This window comes from Salinisphaera sp. SWV1 (assembly GCF_052044155.1).
In the GTDB taxonomy this organism is placed as follows: Bacteria; Pseudomonadota; Gammaproteobacteria; order Nevskiales; family Salinisphaeraceae; genus Salinisphaera.
Map to the genome: position 1 here is coordinate 13,703 of NZ_JBQDYE010000014.1, position 14,053 is coordinate 27,755.

Below are 14,053 nucleotides of genomic sequence, written 5' to 3' on the forward strand. Positions count from 1 at the left end.
CGCCGGCTTTTATCATCCCGGAAACTCGGTTGGCTCGTGTTCGGCGAGCCAGGCCGCGATCCGGGGCCAGATCTCGCGCCGGGCCGCTTTGGCCACGACGATGCCCGGGTGATCGTAATCGAGCTCGAAGCCGTGCGTGCGGCCGGCGACTTGAAACATTTTGTCGGCGCTCGCCATCGGTTCGATGAAGCGCCGGCAGCCGGCGCTCGGATCGACCCGGTCCGCCGCGCCGCTCATGGCCAGTACCGGGACGTGAATGCGCGCGAGTTCGGCGTCGAACCCGGCGGCATGCCGGCGCTCGACCCAGTCGCAGGCATCGAACACGGCAGCGGCGGGTTCGTCCACCGGGCCGAGGCCGGCGGCGCGCGCCGGCAGATGGCCGAGTATGCGCGCGATGGTCTTCGTCGCCAGATTGCCCGGCCGGTCGAGCATGCGTTTGCCGATGTGGTATTGGCTGGCGAGCAGCACCAGGCCGCCGACGGTCTCGGCCGGCAGCCCGGTAGCGAGCGCCCGGGCGGCCAGCACGCCGCCGAAGGAATGCCCGATCCAGAACGCCGGCTGGTCGTGGCTGCGGGCGATGCGGCGCGCGACCACCGGCAGATCGTGGGCCAGATGCTCGACCAGCCCGCAACGCCGGGTACAGCGCGGCGAGTCGGATAGCCCGCGCCGCTGGACGATCGTGACCGGATGGCCGGCCCGGGCGAGATAGGCAGCCAGACCGATCTCGCGCGCCGATAGCCAGAAGCGGCGATCGGTGAACATGCCGTGGACCAGGACCACGGGCGCGCCGTGGCGTTCGGCGGCGGCATCCACGCGCAGGATGCGAAACCTGCCGCCGTCGTCGCCATCGATATCCTCGATGGCAAGCGCGAGCGGCCGGGCGTCAGCCACGCAGCACGCGCCAGCCGATCGCCACCATGCAGACGGCCACGATCAGCGTGATGAGACGGCGAAGCTGCAAAAAGCCGCGCCCCTGCCAGCCCTGGCGCGCGCCGTTTTCATCGGCCAGCCAGGCGATGACGAGCGCGGCCAGCAGCATGAAGAACGGCCACGGTTCGCTGATCAGCAGGGCCGGCCAGGCGATCAGCGCCGGTACCACCGCCAGCACCATGTCCTGTGGCGGTGCCTGTTTGGCGGCCAGCATGCGGCCCCATTGCACGCCGCCGGTGAACGACACGATGGTCGCGAGATACGCCAGCAGCCAGTGCAGTGCCGGTGCCGCCTGCCCGCCGGCATGGGCGAAGGCGTAATACACGCCGGCGGCGAAGGGCAGGACCGCGAGCGCGGTCAGCGCTGTGGCCAATGACAGGGCGGATACGGGACGCGCCATGGATACTCCTGGGTCGTAACTACGCGGTCGGTGCGCGCTGGGCGAAATAGGCTTCGAGCCGGCGTACCAGCGGTTTCATGAAATAGTTGGATTCGGGCATCAGGTCAACCGTGACGCCATGCGCGGTCAGCGTCTCGGCGACCAGCGGGCCGACCGCGGCGACGCCGCAGCGCGCGAGTGCCGCGGCCAGTTCGGTCTCCCGCAGGCCGCGCTTGGCCACCTTGAACAGGCGCCGGACCTGCGGCGAGCTGGTGAAAGCCACGGCATCGAGCTGGTCGGCGGCGATGGCCGCGATGAATGCTGCCACCGCGGCGTTGTCGGCCTGGTCGGCATAGACATAAGGGGCCACGGGCAAGGCGATCGCGCCGTGCGCGGCCAGCGCCTCCATCAGCGGGGTGTTCGGGTCGGTACCGTAGCGTTGCACACCGACGCGGTGGCCGGCGAGATCCTGACCGGACAATGCATCGATCACCCCGGCCGTGGTGGGCGCGGTGGCCGGCAGATCCGCGGCGATGCCATCAGCCTTGAGTTCGCGCACCGGCTTGGGCCCGCGGGTGATGGTGCGCGCCGCGGCCAGCGCCTGCCAGAAGCGCTGGCGGCGCTCCGGCCGATCGTCAGCGGCAAACGCGCGCAGCCGGCGGACGCCCTCGCCGGTCAGCCAGATCATGTCGTCCAGTCCGTGCTCGATCACGTCGTCGATCCAGGCCCGGATCGGCGCCGGGTCGGGGGCGTCGCGGATATCGACCAGCGGACAGCGCGTGACCGTCGCGCCGCGGCGCTCGAGCATGTCGGCGAACAGATCGAGCTGGCGCGATTCGGGAACGCCGATACGGCGCCCGGACAGGGGGTGTGCGGGGTCGGGGTCGGCCATGCGTGATTCCTCAACAGACTCTGCGATCGAGTTTAGGCCCTGTCGCGGTTTGATACGACAGCGGGGTGGGCGGGCGCAACCGGCGCGGCCCCGATGTTGCGACTTTGCGGGGCGCGACGCACACTGACAGCGTGCATTGACAAGGTCGGGTGAAGAACATGTTCTGGCTTTTCGCCCTGGTGCTCGCCGCGTTGGGCGTTGTGGGTTTCATGGCCATGCGGCTCGGGCGGGTCCGGCAACGGGTGGCGGCACTTGAGGCCGACATCGCGCGGCTGGGCCGCGATCTGGAGATCGAGGATCGCGAATTCGAGAGCCTCATGGCCGAGATCGGCGGCAGCCGCATCGTGATCGAGCTGACCGCGCCGATGGCCCTGGCGCGCGAACGCTCGCGCTGGGCGGGCGCGCTCGCCGGTGTCGCGCCGCGTCTGATCCGGCGGCGTGTCTACGACGAGGCCGCCGCCCAGGTGAAACAGGTCCTCGACGAGCGTGCGGTGGCCGCCGAGGTCCACGTGTTTCATCCGAGCGGCGCCTGAACGGCCATGATTGCCCTCGTCCTTGTTCTACTGCTCGGGCTTGCGGTTGTGCTGTCGGCCCTGGCCTGGCGCAGCGGGCAGGTCGAGCGGCGTCTTGATCGGGCCGAGTCCGGCCTGCGGCGTCTGCGCGGATTGCAGGCGGAGGCGCTGGCACTCGAAGCCGCTCGCGGGCGTTTCCGGCGGCGTCAGCGTGAGGTGGAGCGCGCGGTCGAGACCGGTGCGCGCGGTGTGGAAGGCGTGCATCGCTCGCTCGCCGGCCGGCTGGGCTGGCCCGCGGGCGAGGGCATCTACCGGCGGCTGCGCGGGCTGAATCGAACGGTCGGGCGCGGGGTTTCCGGGCTGTTTGCGCCGTCTGCGGCCGCGCGGCGCCGCGAATCGATGGCGCGCTGGCGTGCGCGGCGCAAGGACGCTTCTGATCGGGACGACGACCGAGGGGCGTAGGGCGCGTTGCCCTTTCACGCGTTCACGCCATGCCACGTTGCAGCCCAAAATCGTCTTATTAATCCGGCTTCGCGGCCAATGGCCGCGGCGAGCATGCGGTCGCATACTCGCGCTATTAATCCGAAAAATCATCTATTTTTGTGCCGGGCACCGCGTCGATGGTACTGCAGGAACAGAAGGCTGAGCACGCCGTCCAGCCGAGACGCGGTTGCTCAGGCCCGCGATCTGCGCTTGCTCAATGCACGCTCCTTGTGCATGACGAAACGCCGCAGATCGCGACTGAACTCAGGCTGGGGTTGGTCCCATGTGACCCCGACATAGAGCCCGTCGTCTTCGGACCACTTGGTCCAAACCGCTCGCGCATCCGAGCGCGCGATCTCGCGACTGGTCGGCAGTGTGAGTGCGACTACACATGGCGTATCGGTCCCGGGTTCGACATTGGCCAGAGTATCCGCTTCGTCCGACAATTCGAGCCAAGCGCCCGTCATGCTCAGATCATGAACCTGGCATTCGATGGGTTCGTCGCTCGGCGGCAACACGATTTCGGCATGCACATCGTCGTCATTTTCGATGGGCACCCGAAATGCATTGCGTCGTTCCTGCCGATAGGTATCGCCTTCGAGTATGAGCGTGTATGACAGGTAATCCGGATGGGTCGCCATATTCTCGATGCGCCCCCAGCTGCCGATACGGATACCGTCATCAGTACTAGCCACGCGGACACGATCACCCGTATTGAAACGTGCCTGTTGCTCGACGGCCGGCCTCGATTCATGGACCTCAATGCGACAATCGTTATCGTTCGGCGGCTCTATCACCGTGACGCGCCGCGTGTTTGCGCCGTCCGGATCACTGATCCGCAGATGCTCCCAGACGCGGGTAAGTGTTTTGAGGACGCGCCGGCGCGTAGGGCCTTTGACCCGATGTTCCTCAGAGAAAAGAGGTTGCGCGTATTCGACCATATTTTCACCACCGGGTTGACCAAGGCGTGCCATGCCTTGAGCAAGAATCCGGCCTCTATGATTGGCAGGCCGGATCCTGCAACTAATCTACACGTCTCGCCGTTACGTGTTCAGCGCATACTTCAGCAGGGTTCCCGCCTTCAGCCCGGCCGAGCCGCGCGCCGCAATTGATGGACTCGCCGGTGGCCGGGTTGCGTCCGGCGCGGGCGGAAGTCTCGCGCGTCGAAAACACGCCAAAGCCGGGGTCGGTAACTGTATCCAATGCCGCTTCGACTGTGTTTTTAGCCTCAGCCTCGCTGATCTCAGCTTTTTCTGCCACTTCTCCGTGAATTCCATTTTGTTCGTTTTTCACCTCTAGCCTGTGACTCACATGGGCTTAAGTCAGCGACTCCATATAAAAGGTTATCGCTCTTGAGGTGCTCGGAATATACGGAAAAAGCATCAGTCGTTCAATCAGGTTACGTATTATTTTCGGCGTATATATGAACATCGCGATGTCCGAATGTTCTACTAACCAGTATTTATGAACTTTCGCGATTCGTCCGGTGACGAGTTCAGAACGCGATATGGAGAATCCCGAGCGCCATGTGACCGGATAGATCGATCACATCCCATGAGGTTTTGGCGCCGAGCAGTAAGCCACTCCGGGTCACGTCGAATGCGCCGGTGACGGCGAATTTACCGGCTTCGGCGACGAGGTGGCCATGGTGATGCTCTGCTTCTCGTCTGGCCATTCGCTGATCGACGGCTGCTGCATGACGTCGCGCCGCCGACAGATTGGTCTCTGAAATCGAACGAACAGCAATAGGCGCGGTTCCATGGCGGAAGTAGCCGAGTCGCTGGGCGACAGCGGGGGTGCCGTCTATGATCCGACCGGGATAATACGGGCCGCGGTCATCGACCATCGCAAGGGCTTGTCGCCCGTTTTGCTTATTGGTGATACGCACCCAGGTCCCGAAGGGTAGACGCTTGCTGGCGATACGCATCGCGTGCGGGTTGAAGCGTTCGCCGCTGGCAGTGCGATTGCCCGCCGAGTGCCGACCGTACCAGGAGGCTTGGCCTGTAGCCTCGTAGCCTTGCCCCGTCTTGAACACGTGATAGCACCCGTGTCCATGAATGCAGTACGCGTGCTTGACCTTCGGCGGAAAGGATCCGTGCCCGCCGTTGGGCGGCGCGCTGGCGCAGGCTGCGAGAAGAAGGTTCAGGCACAGGGCCGTCAATGTCGTGCGAATCGTTTGCGAATCAACGCGGGCCGGAGGTCGCGCCGCCGCCCACGTTTGCTTGACGTTGACGGCAGTCTTTGGCCGCACGTCAGGCGCTGCCGATCAGCCGCCCACCTTCGGATTGGCGGACGGTCGCACCGGCGAAGCCGCTCAGATTGTCGAGGCACTCCTGCAGGAATAGCCCCACATCAATCTGTGCTACCGCTACCCCTTCCGTTTCCTGGCTCAGCGCCAGCATTTGACGTGCTTCCTGTTTTCGCCCGGCGCGACAGAGAACGGTGGCGGCCTCGGCCATCGTCGACACGCCGAGATGCCGGATCAGACGTTGCACCTGACCGAGGTCGCGCTCGGATTGACGGGCCACGGCGTCAAGATCACGGGCCGACTGCGCTAACAGCTCCGGGTCTGCAGCCGTGCTGTGTGCTGCGACCACGGCGATGGCGTCTTGCAAGCGGCTCACCCGGCTACGCGCGCGGCGCAACGTGTCAGATATTCGCACCATCCTCTACTCCGGTTCTTCGGGGCTGGCGGCCGTTCGTTGACTGCGACGATAGGCCATGAACACCAGCTGTTCGTACAGGTCCCGAACCCGATCGGACTGCTCGATGAACCTAGCGGCGATACGATTGCCGCGCGCATCGTCGGTGATCGCGGTGATCTCGGCGAGAAACTCGACCTCGTAGGGAATCTCGGCATTCAGTGCCATTCGAATCACGCCTTGATCGCCCGTACTGGCCTCGCTTTTTCCGGGAGGCTCGATCCACTCGAGGCCGCGCCCGTCCAGCACAACCGAACGGGACGGCGGCAATTGCTTGACACAGTGTAGGACCTCGATAAGCAGCGACTCGATGCCGCCGATTTCGGCCGATGGTCTCTCGCGTGTTTCCCGATCGACCAACGTCTGGAGGCGGGCGGCGTTCGACTCGTTCAGGGCACTCTTGTATTCCGGCGTGATTGCGGCCTCCCGCCGGGGGCGCCAGGCCAGCGGTATCCACTTGCGGCATTTGATGCCGAATTCATCGTGGTGGGACGAAGCAATCATTGCGACCCGTGGTTCGACTATTGACCGGTCGCGTGCGCCTGGAGCATGGCAGCCGCGATGTCCCGGGGCGACGTGTTGATCCCGCCCTGGGCTAATTGTTGTCGGATCGCCTGAACGCGGGCCGGATCGACGCCGTTGGAGTCGTGCGCGCTTCGCGTCAGACGTCCGGCCACGTGGCCGCGCCCGCTGACGCTGACCCGGTCCGCGGGCACCGCCTGCGCGCTCTGCCCATCGCTAGACTTCGAGTGCGGCGTCGTTGTCTTGCTTGCGGGCACGGACGAACTCGCGGGTGCATCCACATGCGGATTGCGTGTATTAAGCGGGTTGACCATGTTCCACCCCTTCCAGTGTCGTCCGAATATCGCTTTCCAGCGCCATGGCTTCCTGCAGCGCGCCGTCAATAGCCCGCGCGGCTTCGTCAGTCGTTGACTGGATCGCCAGCGCGACGCGGTTCTGAATCTCAGTATAGCATTCGATCAGGGTCGATCCGAGATCGGTTCGGTCATCCGCCATGCCGACCATGAAGGTCAGCAAACGGTCCGCGTTAGCCAGATGCTGGAGCTTGATCGGCTTCTTCTCAACATCGTCGGCGACCAGGGTGGCGCGGCGGATATGTACGACCACGCCGTGCAGCCCGCGCAAGAACACTTCCTGGGTTGTCAGCCCGGCAATATTGCTGCGGCGATAATTATCTGCGATGTTGAGATTATCCGCCATTGGAACTTCCGCTTCCGTTAAGTAGGCTCAAGTAGCTGTTTTGGACCTGCAGGCTGTTCTGCTTGCTTTGCATGGTGCCGAACTGCTGCGTGTAGATCTGCATCTCCTGATTCACGAACTGGTTCTGCTGACTGATTTCCGAGTTGAGATTGGAGATGCTCTGATTGATGGATTTCTGTTGGGCGGCGATGAAGCCGCCTTGGCCGGTGGCCCCGATCGCGCCTTGCGTGATCGAGCTCATCTGGTCGTGAAGCTGGCTGACCAGGTCGTTGACGGCGCTCGGGTTGGATTGGAACGCCGACGCGAACTGAGTGCTGTCGAAGCTGATCGTGCCATCCTTGTTTGTGGTGATGCCTATGTCACGTCCGGATAGAGTGCCGTTGGAGAGACCGGATACCGCATTGACGAGCTTCGAGCTCAGGCTTGTGGCGCTGTAGTCACCCAGAAGCGGCCCGGCCTTGGAACTCGACGACCCACTGCCTTTCTGAAAGGCAGTGGCCTTGCTAATCGCAGATACGGCGCTGTTGAGTTTCTTGATTACAGACGCAACACCGCTGGACAGCTTCGAGGGGTCGACGCTGACCCCGATGGACGTCGACCCCGATCCGGCCACGGTCACAGTGCCGTTTGGGATCGCCCCCGTAAGCGTGTTCGATTGGCTGGTGACCGGCACGCCGTTGACGTTCAGCGTCGCATTCCGCGCCGCCCGCGCCTGGGTCATCGTGCTAGTGCTGCTGCCATAGCTCAGCCCGGACAGGGCGCCGGTGCCGGATATCGTGAACGACTGCTGCGAGCCGGTGGCATTGCCGGTGAGCACCAGGCGCTGGCCGGTGCTGCCGCCGACAATGCTGGCGCTGACCTGGCCGCCGGTCTTCTGGTTGATGGCCTGGGCGATGCCGTTGAGCGTGTTGTTGCCGGCGCTCACGCTGACGGTTTCACTGCTGCCGCCGGCGAAACTGAAGGTCAACGAGCCCGAACCGCTGCCGATCGAGGCCGAGCCGCTGGCGTAGGTGCTCGAATACAGCTCCTGGGTCTGGGCCTGCTTGACGTTGGTCAGGTCATATTGACCGGGCGAGGCCGACTTGGTGACGGTCGCGGTGGCCACGTTTTTCGCGCTGGAGGTCGCGCCACGGTCGTTGAAGCTGGACGGATTCTTGATGCTGCTGACCGCGGTGTTCAGGCTGGAGAGCGCGCCGGAGATCTTGCCCCACGCCGACAACTGGGTCTGATCCGTCTGGATTTGGCTCTTCCAGTTCTGGATCGGCTGCTGTAGCTGCGTCTGCCTGGACTGCTCCAGGCTGGAGATCTGCTGCTGACTGAGGGTTGAAAGCGCGCTGGTCGACATGGGTGGCCCGGCAAGCTGGAAAGTTACTCTTCTATTCGTCGCTGGGCGCGAAAGTTTAACCTCCGCGCCATAAAAAAGCCGCACCCGAGGGTGCGGCCAATCACTGCCCATTGGATGGAGTAGCTAGCCTATGGCTACGGCAGAATTCGCTGATACTGCTGCTGCAGCGTCGAGGAATTCTTCAGAGCCGAAATGCCGGCCTGCTGCAGCACCTGCTGCTGCGTGAGCTGCTGGGACACCTGCGGGATATTGGCGTCCTGCACCACGCTCTTGGCGCTGTTCAGGTTCTGGCTGGTGGTGTTGAGGTTATTGATGTTGGCGGTCAGCCGCTGCTGGACCGCGCCCAGCTTGCCGCCTTCTGCGCCCAGCCCCTGCAGGGCGTACTTGATGACGTTGATGGCCGATTGCGCACCGCTGGTGGTCGACACGTCAATGTTGCTCAGCTGGTGCAGACTGGTGCTCGAGCCCAGGCCGATGTTCGTGGCGTTGGAACCGAGGTTGAAGGCCTTGTCGCTCTGCAGCTGGACCTTGCCCTGGACCGTGGTGGCATTGCCGGAGCTGACGACGGTGCCGCTGCCGGCGGTGCTCGTCAGCGAGCCGGAGGTAATGTTCGTGAACGAGATGTTCTTGCCCTGACTCTGAGTCAGCTGCACATTGCCGTTCACATTCTTGGCCGTGATGCCAGTGGCCGCCGAATGGTCGTTGATAGCACTGATCAGGCCCGCCTGGCTGGTGGCGGTAATGTTCACCGTATTGGTGGCGCTGCCTGAATTGCCATTGCCTAGCGTGAAGTTGAAATTCGACCCCGAGGTGCTAAACGTGGCTACGGTCGTGGCTTGGGCCTGCACGTTCGTCGTGTCGGTCTTCTGGTTGATCGAGTTGGCGATCGAAAAAGCCGATTCGGACGAACCGGACACATTGACGGAGCCCGTGCCATTCGAGCCGTTGATAGCGAAGCTGCCGGCCGTGAACGCGCCGGCACCATTCGTGACCACGCTTTTCGCGGCACCACTGGACGAGTAAACAGCGCCGCCGCTCGACCCCTGCGAGGCATACATGCCGAGGTTGCTCGCCTGGGTGTTGCCGATCGACAGGCTGATGGTCTGGCCGTTGTTGGCGCCGACCTGGAAGTCCACGCCGCTGAAGTTGCCGTTCAACAGATTGATGTTGTTGAACTGCGTCTGGTTGGCGATGGTGTTGACCTGCGAGTTCAGCTGGCCGACCACGTTCTGCAGCGACTGGGCTTCCGCCGGAGTCTGTGTGCCGTTCGAGGCCTGGACGGCGATCGAGTTCAGCTTCTGCACGATGCTGGTCTGCTGGTTGATCGCGCCCTGCGCGGTCTGCAGCAGGGACACGCCCTGGTTGGCGTTCGAGGTGGCCTGGTTGATGCCGTTGAGCTGGGAGGTGAAGCCCTGGGCGGTGATGTAGCCCGCGGGGTTGTCGGCCGGCGAGTTGATCTTCTTGCCGCTGGACAGTTGCGTTTCCAGATTGTTGGTCTGGTTACTCGAGGTGCGCAGCGAATTCAGCGCCTTGAGCGCGCCGTCATTGCTGAGAATAGAGCCGATTGCAGACATGGGTTTCGAATCCTTCAGTTATGGATGAAGCACCCTTCCATTCGTTTCCGCACGCGAAAGTTTAACCTCGCGTGGCCAATTTTTTTTCAGCCGGCACGGTCGCGCTAGTGCACGATGCTGCGCGCCAGCGAGCCCAGCACGAGCGACCAGCCGTCAATCATCACGAACAACAACAGCTTCAACGGCGACGAGATCAGCATGGGCGAGAGCATGATCATGCCCAGCGACATCAGGACCGCCGAGACGGCCAGGTCGATCAGGACGAAGGGCAGCCAGATCAGGAAGCCGATCTGAAAGGCGGTCTGCAGTTCCGAGGTCGCGTAGGCCGGGACCAGCACTGTGAACGGGATCTGTTTGAGATTGGCGTAATGCCCGCCGTCCAGCGTGACGAACAGCTGCATTTCGCGCTTGCGGGTCTGAGCGGTCATGAACTGGCGCAATGGCTTCTCGCCCTTCGCGATCGCGGCCTTGAAACCGAGGTTGCCGTTGAGATAGGGCTGCAGGGCGTTGTCGTTGATGTTGTTGATCACCGGCCGCATCACGAACATCGTCAATGCCAGTGCTAGCCCCACCAGCACCAGATTGGGCGGGGTCTGAGACAGCCCCAGGGCCTGGCGCAGGATGGCCAGCACGACCACGATGCGCAGAAACGAACTCATCAGCAGCACGATCGCTGGCAGGAACGCCAGGGCGGTGATGATGAGCAGGGTCTGGACGTTAAGCGAATACTGCGTGCCTTGGCCGGTGGCTTGGGCGTTCATCAGATTCAGGGAGGGGTCCGCCCAGGCGGCGGCCCACGGCGTCGCGAAGAGCAGCACGGCGAGTCCGGCACGCAGCCATCGACTCGTCCGGCTCACGAAGAACGCTCTCGTCGCTTCTGTATCGCGGTCTTGAGCCGGGCCGTGAAGTCACCAGCCGGCGGCTGTTCGGCCAGCGGTTCCGCCAACTCGTCGATGACCGTCACCCCGCCGTGGCGCGACGTTGTGAGGGCGTATTGCCGGCCAGCGATGTCTACCACGACCAACATGCACTGCCATCCGATCGGCACGCGCCGCAGAATACGGATGTCCCGGCTGCCGCTGCCCATGGGGCCGCCCAGGCGCTTCTGCAGCCAGCGCAACAGAAGCGCCCCGCAGACAAAAAGCACCACGAAGCCGGCCAGTCCGGCCAGGGTGGATGTCATGGATGCGCCGCCGCCTGCCATGACCGCTATTCCGTCTGGGTCACGAAGCGGGTGATATAGACTTTCGAAAAACCGGGTTCTTTCTTCGCGCTGTCCAGCTGGTCGGCGATGGTCTGGTTGACGGTCTTCAACACCGCTGCTTTCATCTTCTTGCGTGCCGCATCGCTGGTAATCACCGACGCGGGCTGCTCGAGTAGCAGATCCAGAACATTGCCCCGAATCGCCGGCTGCATGTCTTTAAACGCTTGGACCGCCTTGTCGTTCGTGGTCGCGAGCTTGAACCCCACCTGAAGATAGCTGGCGGAGCCGTAGCTGTTGCCGGACGATTCGTTCGATGCCTGCAGATTCACCACGATGGGTTTGAGTGCGACGAACTTGGGCTGGGGTTTGGGCGCCTTCGCCACGTGGCTCGGCGCGCTATCCATGACGAAATAATAATAGGCCCCGCTGCCGCCGAGAATGGCCAGCAAGACGATCGAAGCGGCGATGATGACGGTTTTTCGCATACCGGTCCCGTGTGGGGCTGTAAAAGCAGTCTTTTTCCGCGGTAGTGTATATTATGGCCATGTCTCTATTAGGTGCAAACCGCTGATGCCGTTATACGAGATTCTGCTGCGGCACATGCTGGTATTGACGCTGTGGATTACGTTGCCTGTGGTCGCCACGGCACTCGTGGGTGGCTTGCTGGTCGGCATATTCCAGTCGATGACCCAGCTCAACGACTCGACATTCAGCCTGGCCCCGCGCCTGGCGGCGGCGCTGCTGGTCGGGTTCCTCCTCGGTTACTGGATGCTCACGCGCGACGCCGCACTGGCCCGCGCTCTGATCGGGCACATGGGCCAACTGATCAATCGGCCATGGTCATAACGGAAGGACAGATCATGGGCTGGTTGGGCCATTTCGTCTGGCCATTTTGCCGATGCAGCGGTCTCGTGCTGACCGCGCCCGTGATCGGAAGCCGATACACGCCGGCGCGGATTCGTGTCTTGGTGGGGGCAGCGCTCGCGCTGGTGGTGGCCGCGGCCGTACCGAACCTGCCGCCGCTGCCGGCCAACCCATGGCAGGTCATGGCGCAGTCCGGCATGAACGTGCTGTATGGGGCCGCGCTCGGCTTTGTCATGTGGGTCGCAGTGAGCGCGATCACGGTATCAGGCGAAATGATGGGATTGTCGATGGCTCTGGGCTTCGCGCGGCTGTCCGCGCCATCGACCGGGACATCCATGCCCGTGTTGTCGGAGATCATGCTCTGGGCGGGCCTGATGGCCTATCTCGCCGCGAATGGCCCGGAATGGGTGATCTCGGCGCTGTATCACTCATTTCAGACCGATCCATCCGGAAGTATCCCCATCGGTGGCTGGCATGCGATGGCCGAGGTCGGTACCCGCATGTTCGTCGACGGGTTATGGTTGGCGCTGCCCGTGGTGATCGCCGGGCTGGCGGTCAACGCTGCACTGGGCGTGATTACCGGGCTGGCACCGTCGTTGAACGTCTTCTCCATTGGCTTTCCGTTGCTGTTCCTCATGGGGATGTGGTTGCTTCTGTCGACCATGCAGGATATTCAGCACGTTTTTCTGGATGCGTATCAACACGCTACCGGGGTCATCGTGACCCTCGTGGGGACCGGATAGAGACGGTATGGCTGAAGGCGGCGACGACAGCACTGAAGAAAAAAAACACGAGGCCACCGAGCGCAAACGCAGTCAGGCGCGGGACAAAGGGCAGGTGGCCCGGGCACCGGACGCGATCAAGCTGGTGCTCATGCTCGCGTTTTTCCTTTTTGCACTGCTGCCCGGCAGTGCGCTGGTAAAGTGGGTTGTGCGCAAAGTGCCGGGCGAGCTGGCTCACGCCGGCACCGTGTCGATCGCGCAGGCGCTGCATTTTGCGCTGTACAGTTTCGGGGTTCTGTCGCTGTTTCTGTTGATCCTGTCCCTGCTCGGCGCGGCCAGCGGCTTCGTGCCGGGCGGCTGGAGTGCCAGCGCCCAGGCGATCACGCCGGATTTCAACAAGCTCAATCCCGCGAAAGGCTTCAAGAAGATTTTTTCGGCCAAGCGGATTACGGACACACTGAAATCGATTCTCAAGTTCCTGCTCGTTGGCGGAGCGGGGCTGGCGGCGTTTGTCCTCTGGAAGTCCCGTATTGTGGCGCTGCCGAATACCGCGGCGCCGAACTGGGGGCTTGGGCTGCACGCCATCATCTGGGTAATCGGCTTCTGTGTGCTGGCGACCGTGTTCATCGTTGCCATTGATACGCCGCTACAAGCGTTTTTCCACAGTCGCGAACTGCGGATGACGGACAAGGAGGTACGCGACGAGCAGAAGGACACCAACGTCAGCCCCGAAGTCCGCAGTCGCCAGAAGCAGGCGCAAGAGCGGGCGGCGCGCGCGCGCATGATGGAGCAGGTGCCGGAAGCGTCGGCGGTGGTGGTCAACCCGTCGCAATATGCCGTCGCGTTTCGTTACAACCAGCACCGCGATCACGCCCCGGTTGTGATTGCCACCGGGGTCGGTCGGCTGGCCGAGCGCATTCGGGACATGGCTCGTCGTCACGGAATTCCGATCGTAAGCGCGCCGCCCTTGGCCCGCGCGCTGTATTACCACGGCGTGCCGGGCGAGCCGATCCCGACGTCCTTGTACAAGGCCTGCGCCGAAGTGCTGTCCTATGTGTATCAGCTGGAGCGGTGGGCCAACGGCCAGGGCGAGGCCCCGTCACTCCCGTCGGAGGCGGATCTGGACGTGGATCAACGCATGGATCCGCACGCGCGCCGGGCGGCCGCCGAGCGCGAGGAACCCCCGCCGGGCTGATCACGGATCGATGGCCCGAGGTTCAGGTGC

The 14,053-nt window shown here is 63.4% G+C and carries 20 protein-coding genes; 5 read left to right on the plus strand and 15 right to left on the minus strand.

Annotated features, from left to right (window positions below; translation table 11 throughout):
- Positions 1–12: 12 nt before the first annotated feature.
- From ACS8YF_RS08645 to ACS8YF_RS08655, 3 genes are read right to left on the minus strand one after another with little or no spacing between them, the layout of a single operon-like run.
- Positions 13–891, minus strand: a complete 879-nt coding sequence (locus ACS8YF_RS08645; protein WP_440849818.1) for an alpha/beta hydrolase — start codon at positions 889–891, stop codon at positions 13–15.
- A complete protein-coding gene (locus tag ACS8YF_RS08650; RefSeq protein ID WP_440849819.1) occupies positions 884–1,330 on the minus strand; it encodes a DUF3429 domain-containing protein in 447 nt (148 codons plus the stop codon). The genes ACS8YF_RS08645 and ACS8YF_RS08650 overlap by 8 nt, the downstream gene beginning before the upstream one ends.
- A gap of 19 nt (positions 1,331–1,349) precedes the next feature.
- Positions 1,350–2,201 carry a uroporphyrinogen-III synthase gene (locus ACS8YF_RS08655; protein ID WP_440849820.1) on the minus strand — a complete coding sequence of 284 codons (852 nt, stop codon included), beginning with the start codon at positions 2,199–2,201 and terminating at the stop codon, positions 1,350–1,352.
- Positions 2,202–2,359: 158 nt separating this feature from the next.
- Here ACS8YF_RS08655 and ACS8YF_RS08660 point away from each other — a divergent pair, with 158 nt between their 5' ends.
- Together ACS8YF_RS08660 and ACS8YF_RS08665 are read left to right on the plus strand one after the other, a co-directional pair.
- On the plus strand, positions 2,360–2,734 hold the full coding sequence (locus ACS8YF_RS08660) for a hypothetical protein (RefSeq protein WP_440849821.1): 375 nt from the start codon (positions 2,360–2,362) through the stop codon (positions 2,732–2,734).
- Positions 2,735–2,740: 6 nt separating this feature from the next.
- A complete protein-coding gene (locus ACS8YF_RS08665) occupies positions 2,741–3,175 on the plus strand; it encodes a hypothetical protein (RefSeq protein WP_440849822.1) in 435 nt (144 codons plus the stop codon).
- Positions 3,176–3,387: 212 nt separating this feature from the next.
- Here the strand turns inward: ACS8YF_RS08665 and ACS8YF_RS08670 are convergent, their stop codons facing one another.
- From ACS8YF_RS08670 to ACS8YF_RS08725, 12 genes are all read right to left on the minus strand, one after another.
- The gene (locus ACS8YF_RS08670) at positions 3,388–4,170 is read right to left on the minus strand and encodes a PilZ domain-containing protein (protein WP_440849823.1); all 783 of its coding nucleotides are present in this window, start codon (positions 4,168–4,170) and stop codon (positions 3,388–3,390) included.
- Positions 4,171–4,219: 49 nt separating this feature from the next.
- On the minus strand, positions 4,220–4,489 hold the full coding sequence (locus tag ACS8YF_RS08675) for an HU family DNA-binding protein (RefSeq protein ID WP_440849824.1): 270 nt from the start codon (positions 4,487–4,489) through the stop codon (positions 4,220–4,222).
- Between the two features lie 202 nt (positions 4,490–4,691).
- The gene (locus tag ACS8YF_RS08680) at positions 4,692–5,447 is read right to left on the minus strand and encodes a septal ring lytic transglycosylase RlpA family protein (protein WP_440849825.1); all 756 of its coding nucleotides are present in this window, start codon (positions 5,445–5,447) and stop codon (positions 4,692–4,694) included.
- 1 nt (position 5,448) lies between these two features.
- Positions 5,449–5,811 carry a hypothetical protein gene (locus tag ACS8YF_RS08685; protein WP_440849826.1) on the minus strand — a complete coding sequence of 121 codons (363 nt, stop codon included), beginning with the start codon at positions 5,809–5,811 and terminating at the stop codon, positions 5,449–5,451.
- 54 nt (positions 5,812–5,865) lie between these two features.
- Positions 5,866–6,402, minus strand: coding sequence for a hypothetical protein (locus tag ACS8YF_RS08690; protein ID WP_440849827.1), 537 nt, complete (start codon positions 6,400–6,402; stop codon positions 5,866–5,868).
- 17 nt (positions 6,403–6,419) lie between these two features.
- Complete coding sequence (flgM, locus tag ACS8YF_RS08695; protein WP_440849828.1) at positions 6,420–6,734, minus strand: flagellar biosynthesis anti-sigma factor FlgM; 315 nt, start codon at positions 6,732–6,734, stop codon at positions 6,420–6,422.
- On the minus strand, positions 6,718–7,119 hold the full coding sequence (locus tag ACS8YF_RS08700; protein ID WP_440849829.1) for a hypothetical protein: 402 nt from the start codon (positions 7,117–7,119) through the stop codon (positions 6,718–6,720). Before ACS8YF_RS08700 ends, flgM begins: the two co-directional genes overlap by 17 nt.
- Positions 7,109–8,464, minus strand: a complete 1,356-nt coding sequence (gene fliD / locus ACS8YF_RS08705) for a flagellar filament capping protein FliD (protein WP_440849830.1) — start codon at positions 8,462–8,464, stop codon at positions 7,109–7,111. Before fliD ends, ACS8YF_RS08700 begins: the two co-directional genes overlap by 11 nt.
- 134 nt (positions 8,465–8,598) lie before the next feature.
- The gene (locus tag ACS8YF_RS08710) at positions 8,599–10,038 is read right to left on the minus strand and encodes a flagellin N-terminal helical domain-containing protein (protein WP_440849831.1); all 1,440 of its coding nucleotides are present in this window, start codon (positions 10,036–10,038) and stop codon (positions 8,599–8,601) included.
- Between the two features lie 104 nt (positions 10,039–10,142).
- Entirely contained in the window at positions 10,143–10,895 is a 753-nt protein-coding gene (gene fliP / locus ACS8YF_RS08715) for a flagellar type III secretion system pore protein FliP (RefSeq protein WP_440849832.1), read from the minus strand.
- Positions 10,892–11,221 (minus strand): FliO/MopB family protein, encoded by a 330-nt coding sequence (locus tag ACS8YF_RS08720; RefSeq protein ID WP_440849833.1) that lies wholly within the window; start codon positions 11,219–11,221, stop codon positions 10,892–10,894. Before ACS8YF_RS08720 ends, fliP begins: the two co-directional genes overlap by 4 nt.
- A 26-nt stretch (positions 11,222–11,247) precedes the next feature.
- Complete coding sequence (locus ACS8YF_RS08725) at positions 11,248–11,727, minus strand: flagellar basal body-associated FliL family protein (protein WP_440849834.1); 480 nt, start codon at positions 11,725–11,727, stop codon at positions 11,248–11,250.
- Between the two features lie 85 nt (positions 11,728–11,812).
- Here ACS8YF_RS08725 and ACS8YF_RS08730 point away from each other — a divergent pair, with 85 nt between their 5' ends.
- Genes ACS8YF_RS08730 through ACS8YF_RS08740 form a run of 3 tightly spaced genes read left to right on the plus strand, consistent with a single transcriptional unit; the run spans position 11,813 to position 14,023 of the window.
- Positions 11,813–12,088, plus strand: a complete 276-nt coding sequence (locus tag ACS8YF_RS08730) for a flagellar biosynthetic protein FliQ (RefSeq protein WP_440849835.1) — start codon at positions 11,813–11,815, stop codon at positions 12,086–12,088.
- A 14-nt stretch (positions 12,089–12,102) separates the two neighbouring features.
- A complete protein-coding gene (locus ACS8YF_RS08735; RefSeq protein WP_440849836.1) occupies positions 12,103–12,849 on the plus strand; it encodes a flagellar biosynthetic protein FliR in 747 nt (248 codons plus the stop codon).
- 7 nt (positions 12,850–12,856) lie between these two features.
- Positions 12,857–14,023, plus strand: coding sequence for an EscU/YscU/HrcU family type III secretion system export apparatus switch protein (locus ACS8YF_RS08740; protein WP_440849837.1), 1,167 nt, complete (start codon positions 12,857–12,859; stop codon positions 14,021–14,023).
- Positions 14,024–14,053 lie beyond the last annotated feature (30 nt).

Coding starts and splice junctions, on each gene's coding strand:
- ACS8YF_RS08665 (WP_440849822.1), top strand. CDS start 2,741: ATGATTGCCCTCGTCCTTGTTCTACTGCTCGGGCTTGCGGTTGTGCTG.
- ACS8YF_RS08700 (WP_440849829.1), bottom strand. CDS start 7,119: ATGGCGGATAATCTCAACATCGCAGATAATTATCGCCGCAGCAATATT.
- ACS8YF_RS08735 (WP_440849836.1), top strand. CDS start 12,103: ATGGGCTGGTTGGGCCATTTCGTCTGGCCATTTTGCCGATGCAGCGGT.
- ACS8YF_RS08720 (WP_440849833.1), bottom strand. CDS start 11,221: ATGACATCCACCCTGGCCGGACTGGCCGGCTTCGTGGTGCTTTTTGTC.
- ACS8YF_RS08730 (WP_440849835.1), top strand. CDS start 11,813: ATGCCGTTATACGAGATTCTGCTGCGGCACATGCTGGTATTGACGCTG.
- ACS8YF_RS08650 (WP_440849819.1), bottom strand. CDS start 1,330: ATGGCGCGTCCCGTATCCGCCCTGTCATTGGCCACAGCGCTGACCGCG.
- ACS8YF_RS08670 (WP_440849823.1), bottom strand. CDS start 4,170: ATGGCACGCCTTGGTCAACCCGGTGGTGAAAATATGGTCGAATACGCG.
- ACS8YF_RS08690 (WP_440849827.1), bottom strand. CDS start 6,402: ATGATTGCTTCGTCCCACCACGATGAATTCGGCATCAAATGCCGCAAG.
- ACS8YF_RS08725 (WP_440849834.1), bottom strand. CDS start 11,727: ATGCGAAAAACCGTCATCATCGCCGCTTCGATCGTCTTGCTGGCCATT.
- ACS8YF_RS08655 (WP_440849820.1), bottom strand. CDS start 2,201: ATGGCCGACCCCGACCCCGCACACCCCCTGTCCGGGCGCCGTATCGGC.
- ACS8YF_RS08710 (WP_440849831.1), bottom strand. CDS start 10,038: ATGTCTGCAATCGGCTCTATTCTCAGCAATGACGGCGCGCTCAAGGCG.
- ACS8YF_RS08740 (WP_440849837.1), top strand. CDS start 12,857: ATGGCTGAAGGCGGCGACGACAGCACTGAAGAAAAAAAACACGAGGCC.
- fliD (WP_440849830.1), bottom strand. CDS start 8,464: ATGTCGACCAGCGCGCTTTCAACCCTCAGTCAGCAGCAGATCTCCAGC.
- flgM (WP_440849828.1), bottom strand. CDS start 6,734: ATGGTCAACCCGCTTAATACACGCAATCCGCATGTGGATGCACCCGCG.
- ACS8YF_RS08660 (WP_440849821.1), top strand. CDS start 2,360: ATGTTCTGGCTTTTCGCCCTGGTGCTCGCCGCGTTGGGCGTTGTGGGT.